This window comes from Hyalangium gracile, assembly GCF_020103725.1.
GTDB classification, from domain to species: Bacteria; Myxococcota; Myxococcia; order Myxococcales; family Myxococcaceae; genus Hyalangium; species Hyalangium gracile.
In genome coordinates this window covers 132,493-158,910 of record NZ_JAHXBG010000007.1, presented here as the reverse complement: position 1 = coordinate 158,910, position 26,418 = coordinate 132,493, and the positions used below count along the sequence as shown (strand labels likewise).

Annotated in this window: 17 protein-coding genes; 11 read left to right on the top strand and 6 right to left on the bottom strand. The window is 69.6% G+C overall.

Going from position 1 to position 26,418, the window contains the following annotated elements:
* Positions 1–103 precede the first annotated feature (103 nt).
* Entirely contained in the window at positions 104–1,069 is a 966-nt protein-coding gene (locus KY572_RS15930) for a Vgb family protein (protein ID WP_224243471.1), read from the top strand.
* On the opposite strand, the gene KY572_RS15925 is transcribed toward KY572_RS15930, so the two are convergent.
* From KY572_RS15925 to KY572_RS15915, 3 genes are read right to left on the bottom strand one after another with little or no spacing between them, the layout of a single operon-like run.
* The gene (locus KY572_RS15925; RefSeq protein ID WP_224243470.1) at positions 1,050–4,643 is read right to left on the bottom strand and encodes a hypothetical protein; all 3,594 of its coding nucleotides are present in this window, start codon (positions 4,641–4,643) and stop codon (positions 1,050–1,052) included. The two genes, KY572_RS15930 and KY572_RS15925, sit on opposite strands and share 20 nt — an antisense overlap.
* Positions 4,637–5,176 (bottom strand): DUF1318 domain-containing protein, encoded by a 540-nt coding sequence (locus KY572_RS15920; RefSeq protein WP_224243469.1) that lies wholly within the window; start codon positions 5,174–5,176, stop codon positions 4,637–4,639. Before KY572_RS15920 ends, KY572_RS15925 begins: the two co-directional genes overlap by 7 nt.
* The gene (locus KY572_RS15915) at positions 5,173–8,859 is read right to left on the bottom strand and encodes an AsmA family protein (protein WP_224243468.1); all 3,687 of its coding nucleotides are present in this window, start codon (positions 8,857–8,859) and stop codon (positions 5,173–5,175) included. The genes KY572_RS15920 and KY572_RS15915 overlap by 4 nt, the downstream gene beginning before the upstream one ends.
* 174 nt (positions 8,860–9,033) lie before the next feature.
* Between KY572_RS15915 and KY572_RS15910 the strand changes: the two genes are divergently transcribed.
* A complete protein-coding gene (locus KY572_RS15910; RefSeq protein ID WP_224243467.1) occupies positions 9,034–12,471 on the top strand; it encodes a hypothetical protein in 3,438 nt (1,145 codons plus the stop codon).
* Between the two features lie 182 nt (positions 12,472–12,653).
* Positions 12,654–12,863 (top strand): helix-hairpin-helix domain-containing protein, encoded by a 210-nt coding sequence (locus KY572_RS15905; RefSeq protein WP_224243466.1) that lies wholly within the window; start codon positions 12,654–12,656, stop codon positions 12,861–12,863.
* A gap of 75 nt (positions 12,864–12,938) precedes the next feature.
* On the opposite strand, the gene KY572_RS15900 is transcribed toward KY572_RS15905, so the two are convergent.
* The gene (locus tag KY572_RS15900; protein WP_224243465.1) at positions 12,939–14,438 is read right to left on the bottom strand and encodes a serine/threonine-protein kinase; all 1,500 of its coding nucleotides are present in this window, start codon (positions 14,436–14,438) and stop codon (positions 12,939–12,941) included.
* Between the two features lie 168 nt (positions 14,439–14,606).
* Here KY572_RS15900 and KY572_RS15895 point away from each other — a divergent pair, with 168 nt between their 5' ends.
* The 8 genes from KY572_RS15895 to KY572_RS15860 all read left to right on the top strand — a co-directional run bounded on the left by KY572_RS15895 (position 14,607) and on the right by KY572_RS15860 (position 22,729).
* Positions 14,607–14,957 carry a DUF2019 domain-containing protein gene (locus KY572_RS15895; protein ID WP_224243464.1) on the top strand — a complete coding sequence of 117 codons (351 nt, stop codon included), beginning with the start codon at positions 14,607–14,609 and terminating at the stop codon, positions 14,955–14,957.
* 288 nt (positions 14,958–15,245) lie between these two features.
* Complete coding sequence (gene sitA5 / locus KY572_RS15890) at positions 15,246–16,550, top strand: SitA5 family polymorphic toxin (protein ID WP_224243463.1); 1,305 nt, start codon at positions 15,246–15,248, stop codon at positions 16,548–16,550.
* Positions 16,550–16,900, top strand: a complete 351-nt coding sequence (locus KY572_RS15885; RefSeq protein ID WP_224243462.1) for a DUF2019 domain-containing protein — start codon at positions 16,550–16,552, stop codon at positions 16,898–16,900. The genes sitA5 and KY572_RS15885 overlap by 1 nt, the downstream gene beginning before the upstream one ends.
* A 270-nt stretch (positions 16,901–17,170) precedes the next feature.
* Positions 17,171–17,842 (top strand): hypothetical protein, encoded by a 672-nt coding sequence (locus tag KY572_RS15880; protein ID WP_224243461.1) that lies wholly within the window; start codon positions 17,171–17,173, stop codon positions 17,840–17,842.
* Between the two features lie 489 nt (positions 17,843–18,331).
* Entirely contained in the window at positions 18,332–18,976 is a 645-nt protein-coding gene (locus KY572_RS15875; RefSeq protein WP_224243460.1) for a (2Fe-2S)-binding protein, read from the top strand.
* On the top strand, positions 18,976–21,456 hold the full coding sequence (locus KY572_RS15870; protein WP_224243459.1) for a xanthine dehydrogenase family protein molybdopterin-binding subunit: 2,481 nt from the start codon (positions 18,976–18,978) through the stop codon (positions 21,454–21,456). Before KY572_RS15875 ends, KY572_RS15870 begins: the two co-directional genes overlap by 1 nt.
* 17 nt (positions 21,457–21,473) lie before the next feature.
* On the top strand, positions 21,474–22,463 hold the full coding sequence (locus KY572_RS15865; RefSeq protein WP_224243458.1) for an FAD binding domain-containing protein: 990 nt from the start codon (positions 21,474–21,476) through the stop codon (positions 22,461–22,463).
* A gap of 8 nt (positions 22,464–22,471) precedes the next feature.
* The gene (locus KY572_RS15860) at positions 22,472–22,729 is read left to right on the top strand and encodes a hypothetical protein (RefSeq protein ID WP_224243457.1); all 258 of its coding nucleotides are present in this window, start codon (positions 22,472–22,474) and stop codon (positions 22,727–22,729) included.
* A 27-nt stretch (positions 22,730–22,756) separates the two neighbouring features.
* Here KY572_RS15860 and KY572_RS15855 read toward each other — a convergent pair whose 3' ends face one another.
* The gene (locus tag KY572_RS15855) at positions 22,757–24,217 is read right to left on the bottom strand and encodes a M48 family metallopeptidase (protein WP_224243456.1); all 1,461 of its coding nucleotides are present in this window, start codon (positions 24,215–24,217) and stop codon (positions 22,757–22,759) included.
* Positions 24,205–26,322: a hypothetical protein gene (locus tag KY572_RS15850; RefSeq protein ID WP_224243455.1), complete on the bottom strand. Its 2,118-nt coding sequence runs from the start codon at positions 26,320–26,322 to the stop codon at positions 24,205–24,207. The genes KY572_RS15855 and KY572_RS15850 overlap by 13 nt, the downstream gene beginning before the upstream one ends.
* Positions 26,323–26,418 lie beyond the last annotated feature (96 nt).

Sequence of the window (26,418 nt, the reverse complement as noted above, 5' to 3'; positions counted from 1 at the left end):
CGCGGTGCACGAGTCTAGTGCGCCCATCCCCGATGATGCCGGGCGAAGCGTGAGGTACTCGGGTCCTGCGCCGCCCCCCTCCCGCCTCGAAGGACGTGCCCTCATGAGTCCTCTGTGCTGCCTTGCCCTCCTGAGCGCGAGCCTGCTCGCCACGGCTCCACGCATACCCCTTCCAGAGGGCTTCACGTACCCCAACGGCATCGCCCACGCGGAGGACGGAACGCTCTTCGTCGGCTCGGTGTCGAGCGGACGCGTCCTCCAGCGGAAGCCGGGTGGAGCGTGGCAGGAGCTGTTCCCGGGCTCCGACGAGGTGTTCTCGGTGACGAGCCTTCGGCTGGATGCGCCGCGCGGGCTGCTGTGGGGGACGTCTCCCGACGTCATGGGCCTGCTGCGCCCGGATGGCTCGCTGGGCCGGCGGCCGCCGAGGCTCTTCGCGCTGGAGGTCCGCACCGGCAAGGTGTCGCGGCTCGTCGTCGTCCCGGAAGGCGGCATGGGCAATGACATCGCCGTCGCGCCAGACGGCGGCGTGTACGTGACGGACAGCTCGCGGGCGTCCGTCCTGTACCTGCGCCCCGGAGGCGAGCGGCTGGAGACACTCGTGTCCGACACGCGCTTCCAGGCCCAGGGGACGGGAATGGCCAACGTGGGGCCGGCGGGCATCGCGCTGGCGAAGGATGGCAGGACGCTGGCCATCAACACCTTCGGCCCCGGGCGCCTCTTCCTCATCCGGCTCGGGAGCGGAGCCCCACCCACGGTGACGGAGGTGGAGCTGCCGCGCCGGCTGGAGAACCCGGATGGGATGCGCTTCGCTCCCGACGGGCGGCTGCTGGTGCTGGAGGGCGCGGTGGACAGCGGAGACGGACGGCTGCTGCGCATCGACGTCCTCGGGCCATCCCCCGGCCCGAAGAAGCTGGAGGTGCTCGCCTCGGGCCTCGAGTCTCCCGTCAACCTCACCGTCGCGAAGGACGGCCGCATCTGGCTCACCGAGGCGCGGCTTCGCGAGCGGCTCCTTCGCGGGCAGGAGGCCAAGGAGCCTGGCGAGTTCTGGGTCACCGTTCGAAGCGGATGACTTCGATGTCCTTCGGCGTGCCCACCCCCGTCGCCAGGTCCCCGCCGTCATCCAGGGTCTCGGGCCGCTCGAGCGCGCGGTTGACGTCGAACACATACACCTTGTCGACCGGGGGCCGTGCGGGCAGCAGCAGGGCGTCCCGGACCTCCGCCGGCGGGCTCGCGCCGAGCGCCAGGTAGATCTCGAACCACGCCCGATAGGAACGCCAGGACGGATGGCTCTGGTCCAGGAGGGAGCGGTGGGCCTGGCCCAAGCGCTTGGGCACGTCGAACGGCATCTGCGTGTTCCCCCCCGAGTGCAGCTGCGCCGCGAACCAGAGCACATCCAGCTGACCGGCATCCACCGGGGCGTGGGTGCGCTCGACCAGGGCGTCGGCGTGCGCGAGGGCCTTGCCCAACCAGCGGGCCGCCTGCGCCGAGTCCTGGCGGTCCACGGCGTTCTCGGCCAGCCGCATCTCCGCCAGCATCACCGCGCCGAGGTCCTCGTCGCGCTCCAACTCGTCGAACCGCTCCAGGAACAAGGCGCGCCGCTGCTCGAGCGCCCGGGCGGCGGCGTCCAGGTGCCCGAGCCGGGCCTCCGCATTGGCGCGCAGGCCGGCGGCGATGATGCGATAGGAGCGCTGAACGTGCTCGGGGGTGGAGTGGGCCCAGCGCAGCGAGTCCCGCACGGCGGGAGTGCTCAGCTCGCGCTCCACGACGGCCAGGTCCTCCAGCGCCCGCTGGGGCTGCCCTGCCCCCAGCGCCGCGGCGCAGCGAGCCAGGCGCACCACCAGCCGGTTGCGCAGCCCCTCCGTGTCGCCGGTGCCCGCTTCCACGGCGGGCAGCTCGCGCTCATAGAGCGCCAGCGCACGCTCGAACTGGCCCGCGGCGAGGTTGTAGAGCGCCGCGCGATCCAACGCCGGGGTGACGAACCCGGCCAGCTTTGGTGAGGCCTCCACCATGGCCAGGGACTGATCCGCCGCCTGCGCCGCCTCCTTCTCGCGGCCGACGTGCAGGAGCGCCCGGGCGCGAGCCAGGGACACCGCCAGCCCCGCCGCGTTGTCCACGTAGGGCAGCTTGTCCCGCTGATCCAGGTAGCCCAGGGCGATGTGGAAGTTGCCCACCTGGGTGTGCAGCAGCCCCAGCGCGCCGAGCAGCATCGCCCGGTAGCGGAGGTTGTTGCGCACCAGGTCCAGGGCAATCATGTAGTGCCGGTTGGCGCGCTCGGCGGCGGCGGGCTCGCGGCGGCGGAGGAAGTCCTCGTGGTGGATGGCGCCGTAGAGGGCATGTGCCGCGCGCTGATTCTTGAGGTCCTTCCACCCGGCGCGAAGCTCCTTCACGGCCGCCGCCACCGCCTCGGCGTGGGCGCGGTCATCCAGCGAGGGCAGCTGGCGCGCCAGGACGTAGGCCTTCACGAAGTGCGCGAGCGGCTGGGCCATCTTCGGCGAGGTGGTGGTGACTTCCTTCCGCACCACCTCGGGGCTGACGCCGGCCAGCAGCCGCAGGTTCATGGACTCGACCGCGCTCTCCAGGGAGCCTGTCCGCTGCGTCACGGTATCGAAGTCGGCCCGGGCCTCTTCCAGGCGCTGCCTGCCGAGCCGGCGGTAGCCGCGCCCCGTCATCGCGCGGCGGAACAGCCGCTCGGCCCGGCGACGCTCCTCGGTGCCGGGCGGAGTGTCGTCCACGTAGACCGTCGCCAGCGCCTCCAGCACGCCGTCGGCTCCGAGGCCCGCCGCTCGCTCGACGGCGTCCTGCACCAGCGCGCGACGGCGGAGGGGCTCCTCCTGCCGGCGGTAGAAAGCGATGAGGGCATCCCGGACGGGACGCGGGGGACGCTCCTCGTGCACCGCGTTGACGTGCCGGCCCATCTCCAGGGCGAACGCATAGGCCGAGCCGGCGGGTGCCGAGGCGAGCTCCTGGGCCATGGCGGCATCCGCCTCCGCATAGGGGCGCCCCCGGTAGAGCGCGCGGACGGCGGCGCGAGCGAAGTCGAGCTGGTCGTCGGCCGGGAAGACCTTGTTCGTGGAGAGCCGGCGGGCGGCCTCGACCAGGGCGTTGCGGTCCTCGAGCTTGCGGTACAGCGCGTCCGCTCGCTCGAACCAGGCCTCCAGCACCCCGCGCGGAGTGGTGTCGGTCACCTGGGCCGCCTCCAGTTCCTGACGCGCCAGCGTGAAGTCGCCTGCGTCGTCCGCCAGCTCGCTGCGCACCACGTGTTGGAAGACGGCGGAGGGCGGGCTGGGAGCCGTGGCGGGCTCCAGCGCGGCCATGCGCTGCCGCTCGGCGACGCTCAGCTCGTCCACCATGCGCCCGTTCTCGCGCTCCTTCATCGCGCGCCGGTGCTCGATGAGGATCCGCAGCGGCTCCGACAGTCCGGCGGTGGCGGGATCATCCACCCTGCCCATGTGACGGGCGTAGAACTCCGCCGCGTCGAAGTCCTCGAAGGCCAGGTGCATCCGGCTCAGTCGCATCATCAGCAGCCGGCGGATCTTCGGGCGCTCCTCGCGCAGCAGGCGGTGGCGATAGAGCAGGAGCAGGTCCGCGCGCCGGCCGACCATGTTCAGCTCCTCGTTGAGGCGAGCCACATCCCAGTGGCTGGGAACCTGGCCATCCAGCGGCAGCTGGTACACATCCAGCGACTGAGCGCGCGAGCACGTCGCGATGAGGGACTCGGCCGTGGGCGCCGGGTACTCGCAGTTCCACGACTCACTGGTGAGCTGCTCCGGACTGGAGGCGGCGGCCCGCTCGGGCGCATCCTCGCGCTCGGCCGCGAAGGGCACCCGGAACAGCACCCCTCGGTCGCCAGCGTCGATCACCCCGTCCGCGTTGGAGTCGGTGAAGAACTGCACCACGTACAGGAAGCGCCCATCACGCGAGAACACAGGCTGTCCGGTCTGCCCCGGAAGATCGAGCTCCAGCGGGATGGGGGCGGCGCCGGGGCGATCCAGGCGAAGGGCCTCCAGGTGGGACGAAGCGCGAGCCGCGAAGCCAGGGCCCACCTGCCGCACGGAGCGCTCGACCGGGACGTACACCAGCCAGCGCCCATCGGGTGAGAGGGTGGGGCTGGTCAGGTTGCGATCGAGCAGCGGGCGCACGGACAGCGTGGGCCCCACCGTGACCCGCGACAGGTGCAGGTCGCCCTGGATGGTCGCGCGGCTCACCAGCGCGATGTGCGAGGCATCGATCCATTCCGCCTGCAGCGCGCTGGTCTCCTCCTCGAGGCAGCGGCGGACCTCCGCGGCCGGCAGTTCCCGCACACACAGCTGGCCGCTGGCCTGGTCCCGGAACGAGATGTAGAGCAGGTGCTTGCCGTCGGGACTGACGCGCGGCCACGTCACGTCGGCGCCCTCGTCGAAGAGGCGGCGCTCGCGGCCCCCCTCTAGCTCCTGGGCGTAGATCTCCGTCGCGATGTTGCGGTTGGAGACGAAGATCAGCCGGTTCCCGCCGGGCTCCAGCTGCCCCAGGAACTGGTCCCCCACGCCCACGGTGAGCCGCGAGGGCGTGCGCAGGCCTCCGTCGTTCTCATCGTCCTGCGCCCAGGTGGCGCCCGCGACGAGCACCGCCAGGGCCAGCAGGAATCGTCCACCGGGCGTCAGCACTTCTTCTCTCCCCAGGTGCCGTCCTCGGCCTCCACCCAGCCGCCGCACACCACCCCTTCCGCGTGGACCTGCTGCCAGCCGCGGCGCAGCGACTCCTCGGGCACATGGGGGCGGACCGTCCGCATCCACTGCCACAGCTGCAGCCGGGCCCGGTTCACCCGCTCCATCAGGGCGACGTCATCGGCCGTCAGGCGCCCAGCCTGGCAGCGGCGCCGGGTGTCCACCAGCAGCCCGTCCCTCCCCTCGCCCACGCAGTGGCGCCGCAGCAGCTCGTCGACGCGGTCCGCCTGGGTCTTGCCCATGTTCTCGACCAGCGCCGTGGGCTGCAGGCCCAGCTCCTCCAATTGGTTGGGCGTGAACGGCACCGGCGTCGGGCTCATGGCCGCGCGAGCGAGCCGCTGCTCCACGTCCTTGAACGAGCCGGCGGCCTGCTCCTCGAGCGCCGTCGCGCGATCGACCATGACGATCTCCGGGGCGCGGATGCACCCGGCGGAGACGAGGGCGGCGAGCAGCAGCAACCCGGGGTGTTTCATGGCGTGGCCTCCAGGGGGGGCAAGGAGCTGATGACGCGGTCGATAATGGGGCCCATGGGGATGCCCCGGATCTCGTCGACGCTGAGCAGCCGGGCCATGCCTCCCATGGTGATGCGCAGGCTGCCGAAGCCGTGGTTGAAGCTCACCCGCACGTTCTCCGGGTAGCCCACCCGCAGCGCGTAGCGGACGCGGTTGGTGGCGGGATCGGCGTGGTGCGGATCCTCGAGCTCGAGCAGATCGAGCAGGTGTCGGTTGCCGATGCGCAGGATCTCCGCGCGCCCGTTGACGCTGCGATCCTTGCCGGAGATGACCACGGCGGCGTTGCCGTCGAAGGGCTCGCCCCGGGACGACTTCACACCGGTCGCCCGCACGTGCGCCTCCAGGGTGGAGTGACGTCCCTGCCAATCCAGCACGCACTGCCCGGTGATGCGCCCACCCCGGACGCCCATCTCCAGCTGGCTCATGGAGAACACGTTCTGGTTGATGGACAGGTTGCCGGCCAGGGGCGCGATCGAGATGTACGGCGTGGTGATGCGGCTCACCGACATGAATCCACTGCGAGAGAGCAAGGGGTGCTGGTCGGCGAAGCGCAGCATCGCGTACGGGTTCACTTCGATGTCGCTCAGCAGCCGCACCCCGCCTTCGGTGAGCTCCACGTTCTCGGTCAGCGGCACGTTGCCGTCGAGCGCCTCGATGGCGATCCCCGACTCGGGCAGCCGCAGGTTCACATCATGGAGGAGCAGGTTGGAGAGGGTCCGGAAGACCACCAGATCGGGCGAGGCCACCCGGAAGTCGACCGAGACCTTGCCGCTGCTCTCGATGACGCCGGGCTGCGCGAGCCTGGACAGGTCCTGCTCCAGCTCGCCTCGGACGGCCAGGCGGCGCCGGTGGTCGCTGAGGTCGAGCCGGCCTTCGGCTCTCAGCCGGGTGCTGGTGCCCGCGTTGGCCAGGTGCAGATCCGGGACGTGGATGACGCCATGGGGCTTCCAGCGAGCGGAGAACGAGCCTTCCAGGTCCTGCACCGGATAGGGCAGCGCCGGCTTCTGCTCGAGGGAGCGGACCTTCACGGTCTGCTTCAGCTCGATGTCGTCCGCTTCCCACTTCTCGGAGAAGGTGGCGGTGGTGTCGCTGGACAGGTCGGCGAAGGACAGCCGGCGATCGTCCAGGCCCACACCGAGCTTCTCGGCCGTCACCACGCTGCGGACGGTTCGCCGTGGCCCATCGACGTGCGAATCGACCTGCCAGTGCAGCTTGGGCAGGTTGATGAACAAGGCCTCCTGCCTCCAGCGGATGCCGCTCGCATCCACCACCGCCGTCCCCTCGAAGCCGGCGGTCCGAAGCGGCTCCGAGGCCAGCCGCACGGCTCCATCCGCGGTGATGTCCGTGATGACACCGAGCAGCGTGCCATGCAGCTCGACGCCCAGCCCGAGCCGCGGGAGGTCCAGCTCCCCGGGCACCTGCGCCCTGGCCAGGAGAGGCAACACGGCACCGTCGGGCGGAAGGTCGCCCTTCACATCCACGCGCAGCGCGCTGGCTTTCCGGTCGAACGCCAGCGCGGCGTCGAGAGCGACCTTCAGCCCTGCGTGGCTGGCGAGCACCACCCGCAGCGACGGCTTTCCACGGTCGAGGTCCAGCGCCAGCGTCTGGTGCTGAGCCCCCACGTCCTTCTCACCGGCGCGCAGCCCTTCGACTCGAAGGTCCACGTCGCCCGTATGCCGCCAGGCATCTCCCTTCGAGCTCACCACGACGGCGACGTTGCTGGCCGACACGTCGTCCCATCCCGGCCGCTGCAGGCGCAGCTCCGTCCGGTGCTCCAGCCGTGGCGAGGGGGAGAAGAGCGACGCCAGCTTGCCCGTGGAGGCCAGGCTCACGGCCAGCTGCTTCCAGGGGATGCGCGCGGCGACCGACTCGGGGAGGAAGGGCCGCGCCACCGCGAGGTCCGGAGTCTCGACGGCCAGGGTGTACGCCACGGCGTCGTTCCCTTTGTTGGCATCCAGCGACGCGTGCATCGTTCCCACGTCGAGCTCCAGACGGGCGCGCCCCCGACTGAGCTTCGGCTCATCCCACCGGGGGAATGTCTCCGACGCATCGAGCTTCACGCGCACGGGGCCCTTCAGCACCTCTCGGCCATCCGCCATCACCACCTGGAGCGCCCCCACGGGCACATCCGCGCTCAGGGCGAAGGGCGGCTCTCCCGCCAGGGGCGCCTTGAGCTGAAACCCCAGGCGCTCCGCTGTCGCATGAATGCCGGAGGCATGGACGTCCAACGCCTCCACCACTCCGGACAGAGACACATCCCCGGCCACCTGGATGGGCGAGGAGAGCGCTGGCCGCAGCTGCTGCCCCTTCAGCTCTCCGGAGGCCTGGGGGACACGAAGCGTGGTGGGCCCCCTGACGTCGAGCCCCTGGAGCGCGAAGGTGAGCCGAGCGGCCAGTCCCTGCTGGGAGTCCGGGGTCGCCACCCAGGAGACGCGTCCACTCCCGAGTGCCACCCGAAGAGCGCCTTGAATCCGCTGGAGCGCCGCGACATCGGCGTCCAGCCCGAGCCGGCCCTGGGCGCCCAGCCGCGGCATGGCGCTGAGCGTGAGCGCCTGGGCTTCCAGCCGCACCTTGCCTCGCTCGATGGAGAAGGGCCGCATGTCGGCGGGGAGCAGCTGCAGCAGCCGTCCGAGATCCAGCTCCGCCGAGGCCTTCGTCACGACGGGAGGAACCTCCGCCGCATCCGGAAGCACTATCTGGGCTTGCAGCTCGGCGCTGTCGGTCACCCGGGTGCGGTCCAGCTCGAGGGTGATGTGCCGCTTCTCGCCATCGAACTTCGCTGCGGCCGCGCCGTGCAGCAGGGTGCGAGCGGTGAACCGTGGATCGAACGTCTGTCGCGAGACGTCCAGGTCCACCCGCGCATGCGCAGCCGATGCCCCTGCCTCCGCGGAGAGGGCCAGCTCCAGCCCGGCCTGGGCCGCCGGAATGGCCGCGCCTTCCCGGCTCAGCTCCAGGGGAAGCGGCGTACCCGGCTGGCCGATGCTCGCGGAGATTCTCCATCCATCATCGTGCCGCTTCGCCTCGACCGTGGCCGCGAGCCCACGCAAGGACCAGCGCTCGACGACTTCAGCGCTCCGGACGCGGACATAGGTCAACGACACGCCGGACACCTCGACCTGCCCGAAGGGCGGCGCGGAGGCCAGGAAGGTCGCGAGCTGCCGGGAGGCTCCGAGCGGCGCTTCGACAGGCTGAGGCTCCGGCGCTTCCGGCCCCGTCAGTCCCGTGAGGGACGTCGGCCCTGCATCGTCGGCGACCAGGGCGAGGGCCACCTCCCGCACCGACACCCGCTCCACCCTTGGCTGCTTGCTCAGGAGAGCGCCGAGCGACCACTGCACCTCCAGCGAGCCGACGCGCAGCAGTTCGGGCGCGGCGCTTCGAAACGGCGCCGGGGTATGCACCACGAGCCCTTCCAGCCGCAGCCCCGAGAGCACGGCGACCCGGGCCTCCTGGTAGTCCAGCTGGATGCCCGTGGCCGCCTCCACCTCGGAGACGATGCGCTGTTTCAGCCAGGGGCGACCGAGGTTGTGCAGGGCGATGACCGCCGCGCCCCACACCAGCACGAGGAGCGCCACGGGGACCAGGAGCACGCCCGCGGTGATTCGAACCAACCGCCTGCGAGATCGTCCAGCTCCGGGGGAATCCATGGTGTGCGGTCGGGAGCGGGCGGTCCCGACGGTCCTACCATGCGACGGAATCCGGTTTCAATCGCGGGGCCGGCCACGAGCGGCGCACTCTTCCACTGATGACAACGTGATTGCATGTAATCTGTGTCAAACCGTGACGAGCCCACATGCTGGTGGGCTCGAGGGGGCCCCGCCATGACTGCCACGCTCGCCGCCGTAACGGCCGACAGCCGCCTGAGCACCGACTACCTGCTGGCCAACAACATCCTCGTGGATGGCACTGTCGCCAACCCGCTGGCGACGCTCGTCCTGCCAGATGGCACGGCGACCGCGCTCGCCATCCTGCCGGACGTGGGGCTCACCCACATCACCCCGGACAGCAGCTCGGCCTCGGGCTGGAAGCTGACCCCGATGCCCAATGGAACTGGCGTCCAGGAGGTCGCCGCCGGAGTCCACTCGGACAACCTGGCGCACGCGTACTACCGGAACACGACCCAGACGCTCCACTCCGTCCTCCAGGATGGCGTCTGGTCCACCCCCGAGGAGCTCACCCTGGCCAACAACCTGGCGGCGGTGAACACGGGCGGGGGAGCGCTGAACGTGATGGGCGCCTCCGCTGGTGGAGACCTGCTCGTCTTCGTCCCCGGCTCCTCGCCCGACACACAGGACTTCTTCAAGGGGTCGCTGAGCGGCGCGCAGCTCCTGCCGGCCATCGCCCAGGACTCCGGCATCTACGTGCTGGCCGTCGTCAGCAGCAAGCGCCTCACCGTCTTCTTCCAGTCCTTCCTGGACCCCGCCACGTGGACCCCCGTGGACGTGACCGAGAGCGGCGTCTCGCGCATCCACTACATCAACCTGACGGGCACCACCGTGACGGCCCTGTACTCGGACACTCAGAGCGCCCTGTGGTTCGCCACCTTCCCCATGCCGGGGGCGCAGGGCTCCTTCACGCGCACCTCCGTCACGGGCGCGACGGTGGAGCAGGGAGTGGGGCTGGTCGGCAGTGACACGCTGATCCGCTTCTTCGGCGTGGATCCGCAAGGGACGATGTGGGTCCTCAATCAGGTGGACTGGTCAGCCTCCGGGACGCCGGACTGGGCCACCTTCTTCCCCCTGGATGTCAACGTCTCGTTCCTGTCCACGCCGCCCGACATCCAGGACGACGCCACGCTGTTCGCCATCGGCGTCGATCAGACGCTGCACGTGTTGACCCAGGACGCCACCACGCAGCAGTGGACGCGCAACCTCATCCTGTCCCCGACTCCGGATACCCCACTCGAGCTGGTGCGCTACCGCACGGAGCTGAGCCTCACGGACACCAACGGCAATATGATGCCGGGCGCCCAGGTGACGCTCACCGCCGCCGTGGAGGTGGCCATCCAGGCGCAGGGGGTGACCTCCTTCGTCGGGCCGGCGCCAACCCAGGCCGCCACGCTGACGGCCGATGCCCAGGGGAAGATCACCTTCTCGTACCCCGCCACGGGGTTGAGCGCGCCCATCTTCACGGTGACGGCCCCCGGCAGGTCGCTGTCGGTGACGGTCACCCCGCACCAGTACCTGCATGACTTCCTGCGCGGAACGGCCTCCCTCAACACGGGCTCCGCCGCCCTCAGCCCGCTGAGCACGGACGTGCTCGTCAACGCCCAGGTGGATGGGCAGCCCCTCGTCTCGAGCTCGGTGCCCCAGGCCACGGTGGACTCCGTGGTCTCGGCCATTCAAACCGTCATGACGATGCCGACCGTCACCGGGAGCAGCGCCTCCGCCCTGCGGGAGGGACCGCGCGCCGTGGGCTTCGCGGCCGACCTGCGCGACCCGAAGAACCCCCGCCTCACGACGTTCCAGTCCACCGCCGAGCTCAAGGCCTATCGCGCCCGCCTCTCCGCGTCGGCCTCGCTCGACAGCGTCTGGTCCGACATCGGGGACTTCTTCGGAGACGTCTGGAATGCCCTCAAGACGGGGGCCATGAGCGTCGTCCAGTGGGTGGTGAGCGCGGCCGACAGCGTCGCCACCTTCTGGGTCAGCGTGGGAGAGCAGGTCGTCCAGCTGGCCGATCTCGTCGTCAATGGCGTGGAGGATGCCGTCTCGGCCGTCCACGCGTTCTTCACCGTCCTGGGCGCCGACATCCAGAAGGCCGTGGACTGGCTGAAGGATCTCTTCTCCTGGGAGGACATCTGGAACACGAAGCAGGTGCTCGAGCACTTCATCCTGCAGGTGCAGCCGGCCATCACCTGGGTGCTTCAGCAGGAGGTGCTGCCCGCCGTGCAGAAGGCGTTCACCGGCATCCAGGACAAGGTGGACGCGGCATTCGACAGCGCCATCTCCCGCTTCTCGGGCCAGTCCATCGCGGCGACCATCAACCCCTCGGATCCCTCGCAGGCAAGCTCCGGCGGTGCCCTCACCACCTCGGCGCAACCGACGGGGAGCAGCTCCGCGCAGAACAGCTGGCTCACCTCGAAGGTGTCGGAGAACCTGCCTGCGGGCATCACGAGCGCGCTGAGCGGGGGGAGCCTCTCGGACGATCTGCTGAGCGGCCTCTGGGATGTCGTCAGCAGCTCCGACGTCGTCACGAGCTTCAAGACGGCGATCTCCTCGCTCATGGACTTCGTCAAGCAGGTCTCCAGTGATCCGAGCAGCCTGCCCACGCTCGGCGTCGCCGACCTGCTCAGCGCGGCGAAGGCGGTAGTGGACCTCTTCCTCGAGCTCCTCGACGACCTCGTCACGGCGCTGCTGGACATCTTCTCCAACGGGGTGGATGCCATCTGGGAGATGCTGACCCAGACGCTGCCGGACATCCCCATCATCACCTGGCTGTGGAACAACGTCATCTCCAGCTCGGGCGAGCCGATGACGGCCCTCGGGCTGGCGAGCCTGGTGCTGGCCTTCCCGCTGACAATCCTCTTCAAGCTGGCCAACAGTCAGACACCGCCCTTCGACGACGCCACCACGCAGCAGATCCTCGGCACGAGCTTCCAGGCGCCGCAGCAGGCCACGCTGGCGGCGCCCCTGGCGTTCCAGGGCTTCTCCCTGGAGGGGAACCTGCGCGCGAGCCTCGTCGAGATCATCTCCGTCATCCAGGGGCTGGTCGACGCGGCGCTCGACATCTCCTCGTCGAACGATTCGGCGCAGATGCTCGAGAAGGCGAGCACCAGCACGGTGGTCCTGGGGGTGTTCGACCTGGTGGTCAACCTCGCCATGCAGGTGCTCTCCTGGCCCACGGGCAACATCCTGAGCTTCGACTTCTCCGGCTTCACGACGGCCCAGGTGTTCTCCCTCGTCAACTGGTTCATGGGGTGGGTACCGCTCGGGCTCAATGGCTACCTGCTGCGCTCCCCTGACGACAAGCAGGTGGCGGAGTCCATCGATACGGCGGGCAAGATGTTCCTCACGATCTGGGGGGCGGGCATGTTCGCCGTCGGGCTCAACGGGGCCGTCATCGGGACCTCGGATGATCCGCCGACGGCCAATGGCGCGGATATCGGTGCCGCCGTCCTGGCGCCCCTGCCCAACATGATGCAGTTCCTCCGCCTGAATGACGTCGTGGAAAGCACGGAGGGCTTCAGCCTGGCGGCCAAGGTGGTGATCGATCTCGCCGGGGATATCGGCGCCGGGGTGCTCCAGCGGCAAGGAGTCTAGTCCTCCGGCGCGAGCGATCCTGGAGGGCGGTGGGGACGTCTCCCGCCCCATCCACGGCGGAGAGCGCCTCGACGAGCGTCTCCAGCTGCGAGGCAACACCCGGTGGCAGGCTGAGCACCGCCGCTTGCATCAGGTGCGGCAAGGCCTCGAAGCTCACGCGGAACAGTCAGGAAAGGAATGACATGCCGAACCCAGAGACCGAGGACAGCCTCCCCAGTATCGGCAAGCCAGCGACCCGAGCCCTGGCAAACATCGGCATCACGCGGTTGAGCCAGGTGGCCCGACTGAGCAAGGCAGAGCTGGGCGAGCTCCACGGAGTGGGGCCGAAGGCGATAGGCATTCTCGAGAAGGCCCTCGCGGCTCGTGGCAAGGCCTTCGCTGGCTCCAGGTAGAGCACCTGCGCTGGAGCGCCTTGCGCGGACGGCGGGCCTACCGGAGCGGAGGCGCCAGGCTCTCGCGGCGGAGCATCACGGGAGCTGCGACGCAGACGGGCGCCGGGGAGGATAAGAAGGGAGGTAACAAGCTCCCTTCCAGTCGTACGCGTCCTCCTTGCACGGCGCAGGGGCGTTGCCCAGCAGGTACCAGCACCCGCCACGAAGCTCCACCTCACCATGCCTGTTGCACGGAGGCGTGCGCTGACCGGGAAAGGGCTTCTCGGGCAGCGGCAACCCGATGACCGATGGCATGTCGTGACTGAGCATGGGGGCGAGCGTCGCGGCGGGTATCACGCTGTCGGCCACTGCCACACGCTCTCCCCTCGGGGCCGCACGGGTTGAAGCGGTCCCGGCCAGCTCCTGCCCGCGGTACAGCCAGGCCCCGGAGCCCCCCGCGAGCAGCAACCCCAGAAGGGCTACCGCCATCTCCACTCCCCATACCGGTCCCCAAGCCCATGGCGGAGCCTGTTCACGGTGAGCCCTGGCGCCACTCCGCGCCTCCTCCTCGCGAAGCGCCTGCTCCCTCGCAGCGGCGTCCAGTGCCTCGGCTCGCCGCACACTCTCGGGAGCCCGCCAGCGTGGGAGGTGCCCATTCCCCCAGGAGAACAGCGGGCCCGCCGCCTCCGCCTCCGCACTCTCCGCCACCAGCTCCAGCGCCTCTGCGGCCTCCCCCGCTCTGCCCCCAAATCGCTCCTCGGGGGCGATGGCCAGCAACCTCAGGATGAGCGCGTCCAGCGCGGGGCTGACGCGCGGGTTGAGCTCGCGCGGCGGACGCGGCCCTGACCCACTCGCGCTCCACACCTCGGAGCCGCTCTCCTCGGGATGGGTGGACGGCGGGTACTCGTCCGTCACCAGCCGGTGGGCCATGACTCCCAGGGCGAACAAGTCATCACACGTGCTCGCCGGATAGTGCGCGGTGGGGTGGCGCAGGAAGACGCGGAGAAAGCCCCGCGCCTCGGGGCTGCGGTAGGCGGGCGTGCCTGGAGGCAGCAACTTCGTGGTGAGCGTGGCCGCACCTCGGTAGTGCCCCGCACCAAAGTCCGTGAGGAAGGCCCGCCCATCCGCGGGCCGCACCAGGACGTTTTCACCCTTCACATCCCGGTGCAGGCCCCCCACCGCATGCGTGGCCTCCAGCGCCCGCGCCACCTGGGCCAACAGCCTCGCCGCCTGACGCCACGTCGGGTTGCGCCTCTCGGCCCACTCGTACAGCGACTCGCCCTCCACCCAGCCCATCACCACGTACGGAAAGGCTCCGCTGGGGTGTGCCCATACGCCCTGTTCGTGAAGCCGTGGCACGTAAGGGCTCTGGATGCGAGACAGCAGCCAGGCCTCGCGCTCGAAGCGTTCATCCCGAGCATGGGTGGCCAGCTTGAGCGCGAACGAGCCAGCTGCTTGCTGGCCCACCCGCTCCACGCGGTAGAGGGTGCCGTAGGCGCCTCGACCTCTCCAGCCTTGCACCCGCCACGGCCCCACCCGTGTTCCCACGGGCAGGAAGAGCGGGTCCACCTCCAGCTCGGGGCGCTTCTTCCCCATGGCGCTTCTCCCTGGCTTGAGGCGCTCACCTCCGCCCCCGCCCTACCCTACCTCATGGGTCGCCAGCTGTGCGCGCGTTCCGATATGTCTTCGAGACGAGTGAGCACCTTGCCGGAGCCGGTCGATGCTCGCGTCGGACTTGAAGAACCTCTCGAAGGGGATCTGGTCATGAAGCTGGAGGAACTCGTCGAACAATTCGCAGAGAACGTCGCTGCCCAGACCGATGCCATCTGGAGGGGAGACGCCAGGACCGGAAACAAGCATGCCCGGAAGTGCGGTGCCGCGTTCGACAAGCTCCGGGCCCAGGGCGATGCAGGGCGAGATGCACTGGCTGTTCTTCTGAAACACCCGCGCATGGATGTCCGGGTCGCTGCGGCAGCATTCCTGCTCCGCCATCGCACGGCGGAGGCCAAGGCGGTCCTGCAAGAAGCCGCCAAGGGCGAGGGCATGGTCCCCTTCGAGGCGCAGCAAGCCTTGCTGCGGTGGGAGGAAGGCACCTGGGCCCTTGACCCGGCGTAGAGCCCGGGGAACTGCCTGACCATGGAGGCGGCCCATGAGCGAACCGCTCCCCAACTGGTACGACAAGCAGACCAGTACGCACAAGGTTCGCCCGGCAGGAGGCCGGACACGACGCGGAGGCGGATTCGGGCCCTCAGCCCGTTTCAGGTGGTCAAGCCTCTGGCAGGGCTTGGGAGGCCCAACGTCCTCATGCGTCCAGAGTTCGATCCGGGACGCGGTCTCTAGCGCAACGGCTGGCGGATAACGAGTTCGCGTAGGCTGAAGGCCCCCTCGTTCTGGAGGGCCCCCATGCCTCCTCGTTTCTTGCGCGTCTTCGTCCTCCTGCTAGCGCTGTCCACCGCGTGCGGCACCTCGCGCGTGGTGCGCCTGGACACAGGTGGGGATGAGCCTTTGGAGTATCGGCAGCTCTCCTCGGCCCCAGCCGTGAACTTGAGCGCAGCCGCCTTCGAGCACGCTCTGACGCAGTGGGTGCTGCACATGCCCTTGGCCTTGCGCTCCCCCCACCAGGGCTGGCTGGTGCGGGCCTCCTACCCTGGCGACGAGGTGGACTCTCGCTGGCAGCGATTGATGAGCAAGGGCTTCGGCGGCCTCTGCAAGCCCGGCCAGCACAGGGAAGACTGCCTCTCTCTGCTCGATGACGTCATGGGCCTGGGCCCGTGGGACAAGCTGGGAATCGCCCTGGGCCTATCGCTCGAGCCCATGCGCGAGAGCATCGCCGGGGCCGTGGAGGACACCCTGGCACCCCAGCTCTTCTACACCGTCATCGCCACCGGCCTCATTACCTGGGCCGTCATGGCCGCCAACCCCGAGCCGGTGTTCACCAAGGCCGCTGCCATCGTCTCCGCCCTCCTGCTGCTCTCCCTGGGCGTCGAGACGTTCTTCGCCGTTGTGGACGCAAGCCGGAAGCTCAAGCGCGCCACCGACAAAGCCACCACTGCCGAGGAGCTGGAACAGGCAGGCCAGCGCTTCGCGAGCCGGATCGGCCCCAACGTGGCACGTGTCCTCGTCCTCGCGGTCACGGTGGTGGTGAGCCAGGGCATGACCGGGGGCGCCGCACTGCTGGCCTCCCGGCTGCCGATGCTCCCTGGCTTCTCCGAGACGGCGGCACTGAGTGCCTCACGAATGGGGCTCCACCTGGCAAACGTCGGACAGGTGCGCGCGGTAGCCGTCGTCGGCACCACCATCGTCATCTCCCTGCCAGCTACCGCCGTCGCCATGGCCGCCCAGAGCCTGGGTGGCGGAGACTCCTCAGCCGGCAGCCCTCCTGCTGGAGTCAGATCCTGGGGCTCTTTCAGTGGCCTCAGAAGCGCTCTGGGCTCAGCAGGCGAGGGCAAGCAGTGGCACCACATCGTCGAACAGACTCCAGGCAACGTGGCGCGCTTCGGTCCTCATGCCCTCCACAACACCCGGAACGTCATCCCCCTGGAGAAAGGGCTACACACTCGCGTTAGCGCGTTCTATTCGTCCATCCAATGGGATCTTACCGGCTCAAAGAGCCTGACCGTGCGTCAGTGGTTGAGTACGCAGTCGTATGAGGCTCAGCGCAAGTTCGGATTGCTCGCCATGGAGAACGTCCAGAAAGGGATCTGGTGATGAGGCTGGAGGAGCTCGTGGCGCAGTTCGCTGAGAACGTCGCCGCCCAGACCGATGCCATCTGGCGGGGAGATGCCAGGACCGGGAACAAGCATGCCCGGAAATACGGCGCCGCGTTCGACAAGCTCCGAGAGCATGGCGATGCGGGACGAGATGCACTAGCGGCACTGTTCACGCATCCCCGTATGGACGTCCGGGTAGCGGCTGCCGCAGTACTGCTCCGCCATCGAACGGCAGAGGCCAAGGCGGTCTTGGAGGAAGCTGCCAAGGGCGAGGGGCTGGTTCCATTCAAAGCGGCGCAGGCCTTGCTTCGGTGGGAGGAAGGCACCTGGGCCCTGGACCCGGCGTAGATACCTCCGGCTTCCAATGGGGAGTGCGCTGGCCCCACGTCCTCAGCCGCCCATGGGTCACTTTGGGATATCCCAAAGTGACCTGAAGCGACCCAGTCTCCGCAATGAGACGGTCCGTCCACGAAACCGGACTCCTCTCCCTCGAAGCCCCCCGTTCTCAGAGGGCACAGTCCTTGGCCCGCGTGCTGCAAGTGGCCCATCCGTCGCTGGCGGCAGCAGATGGTGCGCTGGTGCTGGCGGCATCAACCCTTCGAAGTGAACGGCGGAACCATGGAAGCGAAACAAGACAAGAGCATCACCGACGTGACTCTCACCCAGGTGCGCGACACGCTGCGCCAGCTTGGGACGGACGTGAACAAGAATCACTATCGCATCGGCCAGTACTACAACCTCGTCGTGGACAAGAAGATGGCGGCCATGGGCGGGTTCAAGAACGCCCAGGAGTTCTTCAGCAAGGAGGTGAAGGAGATCTCCCAGTCGGTGCTCAGCACGTGCGGCACCGTGGCGCGGGCCTTCAGCGAACAGGCCGCGGCGCGCCACAGCGTGTACCACCTGTACGCGCTGATCACCTACGGCAAGGCGGCCAGCCTCAAGCTCTCGGCGGACGATCCCGGTCCCACCCTCATCGACGTACCGAAGGCGGACGGGACGCTCGAGCAGAAGCCCTTCTCCGAGTGCACGGTGGAGGAGCTGAAGGAGGCCACGCGGCACAAGCGCCCCAAGACTCAGCCGAGCCTGCCGGAAGAGGTGCTGGCGCGCATCCAGACCCTGCGTGACAGCATCACCTTCCGCTTCCCGGAGGAGACCTCTCACACGCGCTTCAACATGCGCGTCATCGACGAAAAGACGTACGTCACCGTCAAGGACGTGCTCCTGGATGATCTGGAGCTGCTGACCGAGGCGCTGATGGACGGCCTCACCACCGTCCGCTCCGCGGCGTAGGGCTGCTCTGGACAGGACTTCGTCACGAACACCTGGCCAGACTCCCGGCCCTTCCTCCCTTCGTGTGGATGCGCGCAGGCTCCACACGAGGGGCGGGCTGGAGAACACGACCGAGCCGTCCTCTTCCACGCTTGAGTACACAGTCTTTCGAGGCGCAACGTCAGTTCGGGGTGCAGGCCATGGAGAACATCCAGAAGGGAGCGACCTTCCGGGAGGAAGATAGCTACGGAGACGAGCACGCCGAGCGGTACATCGCTGCGTTCCGGAGATTGCGGTCCGCTGGAGATGCGCTCGCAGCGCTGCTGACGCAGAGATGGCGCTGAGGGGAGAGGGGCTCGCTGCATTCGAAGCCGCCCAGCTGTTGAAGAGCTGGGAGAACGCATTGAGCCTTTGTTCACCAATCGAAGCTGGTGACACAGGCTTCACACTCTGTCTGGGCTTCTCAGCTGCGGCTCCGGTACCTTCATCCGCGAGAGGAGCGTTCGACATTTGGCCCCACCCGATGATGACTCCGATTCCAAGCCCCTGCTTCCCAAGCTCAGCCGCCGCGCCTTCTTCACCGGCGCGGGTGCCTCGGCGCTGACCGCCACGCTGTCCCAGTCCGTCGCGGAAGCGGCGGCGGCCGCCTCTCCGGCGGTCCAGGGCCCCGAGCCCGCCTCGCTGTCCCTCTCCATCAACGGGCGCCCCGTCGCCGTCCAGGTGGACCCCGCCACCACGCTGGCCGAAGTCCTCCGCAACAACCTCGGCATGACGGGGACGAAGATCGGCTGCGACCGTGGCGCCTGCTCGGCCTGCACGGTGTGGCTCGACGGCGAAGTCGCCGCCAGCTGCATGACGCTGGCCTTCGACGCCCGGGGCCGCAAGGTCACCACCATCGAGGGGCTCGCCCAGGGCGACGAGCTCCACCCCGTCCAGCGCGCCTTCGTGGAGAACGATGCGCTGCAGTGCGGCTTCTGCACGCCCGGCATGGTGATGAGCTGCGCCGCGCTGGTCGAGCGCAACCCGAAGTGCACGCTCGATGACGTGAAGCAGGCCGTCAGCGGCCACCTGTGCCGGTGCGGCACCTATCCCAACGTCTTCAAGGCGACCCTGGCGGCGGCCCAGGCAGGCGGAAAGATCAAGGGGAAGAGCTGATGCAAGGCGTCAAGGACACCACGGATAGCCGCGCTTCCAACAAGCCCTCCGACGGACAGAAGGAGCAGGCCGGAGGCCCCAAGCCGCCTCCACCTCCGAACCCGGGGCCCGCCCGGCAGCAAGCCATCCTGCAAGGGATTGTCGGGGACGGGCTGAAGGAGGTCACCCGGCGGGTGCCGCTGGACGAGCCACCGCCCCTGCCCGAGAACGCGAAGCTCAAGTCCATCGGCAAGCCCATCTCGCGCCTGGATGGAATCGAGAAGGTCACCGGCAAGGCCCGCTATACCTTCGACATCCAGCTCCCCGGGATGCTCTGGGGCAAGTGGCTCGTCTCGCCGCTGCCCCACGCGCGCATCAAGTCCATCGACACCTCCGCGGCCGAGCGCTACCCAGGCGTCCGCGCCGTTCACGTCATGGAGCGCCTGCTGGCGACCGCGAAGCTGCGCGACCCGAAGGCGGAGCAGAGCCAGCGCTACCCGACCATCCGCTACGCGGGCCAGCCCATCGCGGCGGTGGCCGCCGAGAACCCTCGCGCCGCCGAGGCGGCGCTGAAGCTCATCAAAGTGGAGTACGAGCCCCTACCCCACGTCACCGAGCTCGAGGAGGCCATGAAGGAGAACGCGCCTCGCGTCTTCCCCGGCCCCACCGAGCAGCCGGCGACCGCGGGCGGAGGCGGAGCTCCCCCAGGCCTCCCCCAGAGAGGCAACGTCCGAGGTCCCGACACGAAGCCACGCGGCGTGGGCCCACGCGGAGACGTCGAGCAGGGGTTTCGCGAGGCCGAGGTGGTGGTCGAGGCGGAGTTCCGCACCCAGGTGCAGACCCACGTCCCCATGGAGCCGCACGGGCTCGTCGCGGATTGGAAGGAGGACGGGCTGACGCTCTACGCCTCCACGCAGCACGTCGCGAGCGTCCGGGAAGAAGCGGCCGAGCACTTCGATCTGCCGAAGAACAAGGTTCGCGTCCTCAGTGACTTCACCGGTGGCGGCTTCGGCGCGAAGTACGGGATTGGCAACTTCGGGCTGCTCGCCATCCACCTGTCGCGCAAGGCGCGGCTGCCGGTGCGGATGGTGCTGGATCGCCGGGAAGAGCACGTGTCGGGCGGCAACCGTCCGAACAGCATCCAGCGGCTCAAGGTGGGCGCGAAGCGGGATGGCTCCCTCACGGCCATCCAGCTCCAGTCCTTCGGCAGCGGAGGCGTGGCGGGCGGCGCCGGGGTCGGCTTCTGCCACTCCACGCTCTACGCCTGCCCGAACGTGCGCGTGGAGCAGCACGACGTCTTCACCAACGCCGGGCCCTGCGCCGCGTTCCGGGGGCCCGGTCAGGTCCAGGGCATCTTCGCCCTGGAGCAGGCCATCGACGAGGTGGCGGAGCGGATCGGCATGGATCCGCTCGTCCTCCGGAGCAAGATCGACGTCTCCGGGACGGATGACTGCGTGGCTCGCGCCTATGAGCGCAAGGTGGGAGCCGACCGGTTCGGCTGGAGCAAGCGGCGGCCCGCTGGCTCGGACAAGGGTCCCATCAAGCGAGGCATGGGGGTCGCCCAGTCCCAGTGGCTCTACCTGGTCCACCGGAACACCGCGTGTGAAGTCCGCGTGACGGATGACGGCTCTGTCGAGGCCTTCAGCAGCACGCAGGACATCGGCACGGGGACGCGCACCATCCTGGCGCAGGTGGTGGCCGAGGAGTTCGGCCTGCGCCCGGAGCAGATCGGCGCCTACGTCGGAGACTCCCGCTACCCGATGGGGCCTGCCTCCGGCGGTAGCCGCGTCACCAGCTCCCTCACACCCGCCGCCCGGAATGCCGCGTACCGCTGCGTCCGGGACATCGCCGCGCGGCTGGCCCCCCACTTCCAGGCGAACGCGGACGACATCGTCTTCGTCGACGGCAAGGTGATGGTGAAGGGCAAGCCTGCGTCGGCCCTGCCCTTCCGCGAGGCCGTCAAGAAGGCCGGGTTCGAGGAGATCTCCCATCGGGCCGAGCGCCGGGACGACTACGAGGGGTTCGCGGCGGCAACCCCCGACATGAGCATCAGCCGGCATGGGATTGGGGGCGTGCAGTTCGCCGAGGTGGCGGTCGACACGGAGACGGGCATCGTCAAGGTGGAGCGCATGGTCGCCGTGCATGACTGCGGGCGCCCCATCAACCCCAAGCTCACCGAGAGCCAGATCTACGGCGGGGTGATTCAAGGCGTGAGCTACGCCCTCTACGAGGAGCGGCACCTGGACGCCGCGAGCGGCCACCAGCTCAACGCCAACGTCGATCAGTACAAGATCGTCGGCTCGCGCGAGGTGCCGCGCATCGAGGTCATCCTGCTCGAGCAGCTCGGGGCGCAGTCCTCCACGGACGCGCGCGGAGTGGCCGAGCCCGCCAACGTGGCGACGGCGGCGGCGGTGGCCAATGCCTTCTACAACGCGACGGGCAAGCGCATCCGCACGCTTCCCATGACGCCCGCGAACGTGCTCGCGGCGCTGAGAACCTGAGCCGCACCGGAGGATTCATGCAGAGCTTCGAATGGGTGGACGCTGAATCCGTGGAGCAGGCCGTCACGCTGCTGGGGGAAGGCAGCGCGCAGAAGCCTGTCCTCGCCAAGGCCGGCGGGATGGACCTGTTGGACTTGATGAAGGGGGGCGTGGTGGCCCCCCACCGGGTGGTCAACCTCAAGACCATCAAGGGCCTGGACGGGGTGCGCTTCGACGCCCGGCAGGGCATGGAGCTGGGCGCCCTGGTGACGCTGGCCCGGCTGTCGCGCGAGCCGGAGGTGCGCCGTCGCTTCGTGGCGCTGGCGGATGCGGCGGAGCATGCCGCCACGCCCCAGGTCCGCAATGCCGCCACGCTGGGCGGCAACCTGCTCCAGCGGCCCCGCTGCTGGTACTTCCGCTACGATCACTTCCACCAGGCCGGGGGTGACGATGTGGCGCGGGTCCGCTCGGGGCAGAACCAGTATCACGCCATCTTCGACAACCAGCGCACGGTGATGGTGCACGCCTCCACGCCCGCGACGGCCCTGGTGGCCTATGGCGCCTCGGTGGAGCTGAGCGGCCCCGGAGGCAAGTCGCGGGTGGTGCCCCTGTCCGACTTCCTGCTGCCGCCGGACGCGAAGCGCCCGAGCGACACGGTCATCGCGCCGAACGAGCTGTTGACGCGGGTGCGCATCCCTGCGCCGGCGGCGGGAACGAAGGCGGCGTACCACAAGCAGGGCGAGCGGGAGAGCTACGACTGGCCCATCTGCGATGTCGCCGTGGTGTTGCAGATGGACGGCCAGGTCATCCGCCAGGCGGCGATCGCCATGGGCTGGGTGGCGCCCACGCCTCGGCGCGCGACGGAGGCGGAGAAGCTCCTGGTGGGAAAGAGGCTCGATGAGGGGCTCGCGCGGCAGGTGGCGCAGGCGGCCGTCCAAGGAGCCACCCCACTGTCGAAGAACGCCTACAAGGTCCCCATCCTCGAGACCGTGGTCCGCAGGACGGTGCTGGCCGCCGCAGCGGCCTGAGGGCGCGCATGGACTCGAGCACCGAGCAGAAACCGCCGTGCGTCTGCCGGCGGGTGCGTTCGCGGGGAGAGCCGGGCGTCCGGTATGACGCGGCGGTGGCGTGGGACACGGGCTTCGTCTCGACGGCGACGTTCTGGTGCGTCGCGACCGGCGAGAGCGTGGGGCCCGACGACGATCTGGTGCACCCCCATGCCTGTGGGGAGGCTCGCGTCTGCTTCCGCGCCCCCATCCAGGAGCCGGAGGAGGGCTCGCCCATCCTGGAGTGAGCGGAGGTGATGCCGCTCCCGGGCGGCTCAGAGCTGCTCGATCAGGTTGCTCCAGGTGCGGTACTGCTCCTCGGACCACACGCCCTTCACCAGCCAGTCCACGATGGCGGCCGGCTCCACGAAGTGCCCCTCCCGCTGCACCCTCAGGTTCATTCCCGGGCGGAGCTCCGGCTCGAAGCCGCGCTCGACGAGCACCGCGGCCATCCAATGCACCAGCACCTGCCGGGCATGCTGGCGCTTCGCCTCGGGCGAGAGGATGGAGAGCCCCGCGGGCCGCACCCGATCCCAGAGCCGATCCCCCTCGCGCAGCAGCTCCGGCAGCGAGCCGAGCGGCGTCCGGCGCGGATCCAGCGCCCCGCCCGTGAGGTGCCGGGCAATCTCCGGCAGGACGATCTTCTCGCCGAGCTCCTCCCACTTCAGGGAGACCAGCGCCCCTCGGGTCTTCTGCTCGTAGAACACTTCCTCCGCGCTCGCCTCGCCGCCGAGCAGCTCGAGGCAGCCTCCCGCCTTCAGCTCCGTCAACGGCAGGGGCGCACCCTCGCGCGGGCCCTCATGCCCCAGCGAGTGCAGCCGCTCCTCGAACGGCGGGTGCGAGTCCCAGGGCGAGGGCGGACGGCGGAGCTCCTCCTCGACGTCCTGGGAGATCTCCGAGCGCAGGGTCTTCTCCGCGAGGAAGGAGCGGAACCCCTCCAGAATCGGGATGCGCACGCCCTTCTCGATGATGGGGATGACGTCGTGCCCCAGGTAGGCGCCCCACAGGGGCGCCAGCAGGTGCACCTTGTGCAGGGCCCGAGCGGTCGCCTCGGGGCCGCAAGTCCTAGCCGCCAGCGCATCCGCGGCCAGCTCCTGCTGGCGAGACACCGCCCCCGACACCCGGAGGAACAGCTGGCCATAGAGGCGGAAGGGCACGTCCAGGAAGAAGGCCGAGTCCTCCAGGCTCTCCACGGCCGAGGCGATGGCGGAGCGGGTGCGGTACACCCAGGGGCCCAGCGCCAGGTCTCCCCCCACGTGGTGGCCGAACTCGTGCGCGAGCACCGACGCCAGCTCCTCGCGCGAGAGGAGAGCGAACAGCGGGAAGCCCACTCCGACGATGGCCTCTCGCCGCAGCCCCCACCAGCGCCGCTGGATGGTGATGAAAGCGGTGGCCTGGTCCGCCAGGTACACCTTGCGAGGCACGCGCGTGCCCACCTGGCGGGCCACGTCCTCCACCAGGGCGGCCAGCGCGGGGAAGCGCTCCTGCGACAGCGTCTCGATGTCCTCCTTCCGCCTGCGGAAGGACCAGCGCGGCCGCAGCGCCCACAGCACGGTGAGCGCGCCGGCGGCGGAGAAGACGCCGGCCCAGCCGATTCCACCGGCGTAGAGGCTCTCGGCGACCGGCACCCAGGCCAGCGCGGCGATCACCCCCGCCCCCAGCACCCAGAAGCCCGCCCACAGGATGAGGGCCAGGAGCGCGCGACGAGCGGGGCTTCGCTGACTCACGGTGCCCATGACGCAATGGCCTCGCTGACGGAACCGTGGAACCAATCCTCCTTGCGGGCCTGCTCCAAGAGCCGCCGCCGCTCTTCGGCGGGGAGCGCCTTGTTGCGTGAGCGCACGAAGCAGGCCGCGGCCCGCAGCTCCGGCTCCAGCTCCGCATCCTGGAGCGAGACCGCCTCTCCCCGCACGAAGCGGCGGAAGAGCTCCAGGCTGGCATCGTCCACCACATACGCCTGAGCCAGCACCTTCTCCGAGGCCGTCGCGCCGGTGCGCACCGCCTCCCCATAAGCCAGCGCCCAGCCCGCATCGCTCAGCTGCTGGAGGTCGGGAGACTCCAACCGCGCGGCCAGTTCCACGACCGCCTGGGGATCCCGGCCCACCGCGGACATGAGGCGCAGGCCAGGCCAATCCGGCGCCCCCTGGGTCGGCAGCTCCGCCCGGGAGCGAAGCAACCACTGCTTCGAGCCTTCCTCCGAGCCGCCACCCTCCAGCGCCGCGATGAGCTCATCCGGCGCCACGCCCTTCTCGGTGCGGGCAACGCGGGCGTAGAGCTCGGCGGTCCTCGACCGATTCATCGGGCCTGCCTCCTCGAAGAGCTTCTTGAGCAGCGCGAGCGCCTCGCCCCGGCGCCCCAGCGCCACGAGCGCCGTGGCCTCCGCCTCGACCAGCCCGGAGGCATCCGAGGCGTCCAGACTCCGCAGCCGCTCCCAGGCCTCCAACGTCCCTCTCCAGTCGCCGGCGAGCCAGCGATTGTAGGTGACGGACCTGAGGACATACCGATCCGTCGGAAATCGCTGGGCGAGCTGCTCCATCGCGCGGGCTCCCTCACGCCAGGGCATCAGCCGAGCATGGAGGTACTGAGCGGTGGCGGAGTCCGGCTGTGCCTCGGCACGCGCCCGATACTCTTCCACCAGCGCCTCCTGCTGCCCCGTCCGCTCGGCCACCCATTGGTAGAGCCGGTGCAGCTCCACCTCCTCCGGGCGGGACTGGATGGCCGCGCGTCCCATCCGGAGCGCCGCGCCCGGATCCGTCATCAGCACGATGCGGAGCGCGCGGGCCGTCGCTTCTGGCTCCCAGCCCGACATGCGGGCGGACACCTCGAGGAACGCCGCCGCCTCGGCGGTCCGGTTCTCCTCGAGGAGCACGACCAGGCACAGAGGATTGGAGCCCTCCTCCTGAGGAGCGACGTCGATACGGGTCCGGGTGATGCGGCCGTCGGCCTTCGAGAGCTGCATCGAGGCGGGAGGCTCCCGGAAGGCGTAGTCCACGCTGCGCAGGCTGATGACCTTGCGGCCGCAGTCGATCTCGGGCTTGTCTGGTGGCTCCGGCGCGCTCGACCGGGGGCCATAGGCGACGGTCTCCCGGTAGACCGGGGCAGCCCCGGCGATGTTCCAGGCGAACACCTCCAGGCCCGAGCTCACCTCGAGTTCCAGCGCGTCCACCTCGATGCCGTCGTCGGTCACCGCGCGCCCCTGCTGGCGCCCCACGGGGACGGCCGGGAGGATGATCATCCCACGGGCAGGCACGCGCTGGGTGCGACCCGCCAGCTCCACGTTCAGGGGCTTCGGAAAGCCGTTGATGAGGCGCACGTCCTGGTTGCGCGAGGCATGGAAGGACCTTGCCGCGCCCAGCACCACCAGGGCCATCACCCCGAGCGCCAGGGTCCGGCTATACAGCCAGGGCAGCAGGCCCAGCGGCACGCGCGCGAACAGGGACCACCCGCGGCTCATCATGTTGCCGCCCTCGGCGGGGCGCACCACGTAGGCGCCCAGGGGCAGCAGCGGGATGGCGAAGAGCGCGACGACGTAGTGGGTGGCGATGTGCGTGCCGTCATGGCTGTCCGGCTCCGCGCTGCCGAGCAGCGTGGCGCCGAAGCCATTCACCGTCCCCAGCCATGGGTTGCTCTTGATGGGCCGCACGAAGAGGCGCCGCTGGGCCAGCAGCGAGTCGATCAGCTCCCGGTGGGAGCGCAGGCGCCCCAGCCACCGCGCCCAGCGCAGGGCCCGGTAGAGCCGGAACGGATCTCCCCGCTCCACCGCGACACGTACCCCGGGGTCCTCGCAGAGAGGCTTCAGCTCGGGGATGCGTCGGAGGAGGCCCGCCGGGTCCTGGATCATTCCTTCTCCATCAGAGGTGTCACGAGCGGGTGATCTTCGTCGCGCGGAGCACACTCTGCCAAGGGGGGGCCCCTTCCAGGCCAGGGGCCACGGGGC

Bases quoted from the DNA above. Each gene is read 5' to 3' on its own strand.
- KY572_RS15930 (WP_224243471.1), top strand. From the start codon at position 104: ATGAGTCCTCTGTGCTGCCTTGCCCTCCTGAGCGCGAGCCTGCTCGCC.
- KY572_RS15920 (WP_224243469.1), bottom strand. From the start codon at position 5,176: ATGAAACACCCCGGGTTGCTGCTGCTCGCCGCCCTCGTCTCCGCCGGG.
- KY572_RS15915 (WP_224243468.1), bottom strand. From the start codon at position 8,859: ATGGATTCCCCCGGAGCTGGACGATCTCGCAGGCGGTTGGTTCGAATC.
- KY572_RS15910 (WP_224243467.1), top strand. From the start codon at position 9,034: ATGACTGCCACGCTCGCCGCCGTAACGGCCGACAGCCGCCTGAGCACC.
- KY572_RS15905 (WP_224243466.1), top strand. From the start codon at position 12,654: ATGCCGAACCCAGAGACCGAGGACAGCCTCCCCAGTATCGGCAAGCCA.
- KY572_RS15900 (WP_224243465.1), bottom strand. From the start codon at position 14,438: ATGGGGAAGAAGCGCCCCGAGCTGGAGGTGGACCCGCTCTTCCTGCCC.
- KY572_RS15895 (WP_224243464.1), top strand. From the start codon at position 14,607: ATGAAGCTGGAGGAACTCGTCGAACAATTCGCAGAGAACGTCGCTGCC.
- sitA5 (WP_224243463.1), top strand. From the start codon at position 15,246: ATGCCTCCTCGTTTCTTGCGCGTCTTCGTCCTCCTGCTAGCGCTGTCC.
- KY572_RS15885 (WP_224243462.1), top strand. From the start codon at position 16,550: ATGAGGCTGGAGGAGCTCGTGGCGCAGTTCGCTGAGAACGTCGCCGCC.
- KY572_RS15880 (WP_224243461.1), top strand. From the start codon at position 17,171: ATGGAAGCGAAACAAGACAAGAGCATCACCGACGTGACTCTCACCCAG.
- KY572_RS15870 (WP_224243459.1), top strand. From the start codon at position 18,976: ATGCAAGGCGTCAAGGACACCACGGATAGCCGCGCTTCCAACAAGCCC.
- KY572_RS15865 (WP_224243458.1), top strand. From the start codon at position 21,474: ATGCAGAGCTTCGAATGGGTGGACGCTGAATCCGTGGAGCAGGCCGTC.
- KY572_RS15860 (WP_224243457.1), top strand. From the start codon at position 22,472: ATGGACTCGAGCACCGAGCAGAAACCGCCGTGCGTCTGCCGGCGGGTG.
- KY572_RS15855 (WP_224243456.1), bottom strand. From the start codon at position 24,217: ATGGGCACCGTGAGTCAGCGAAGCCCCGCTCGTCGCGCGCTCCTGGCC.
- KY572_RS15850 (WP_224243455.1), bottom strand. From the start codon at position 26,322: ATGATCCAGGACCCGGCGGGCCTCCTCCGACGCATCCCCGAGCTGAAG.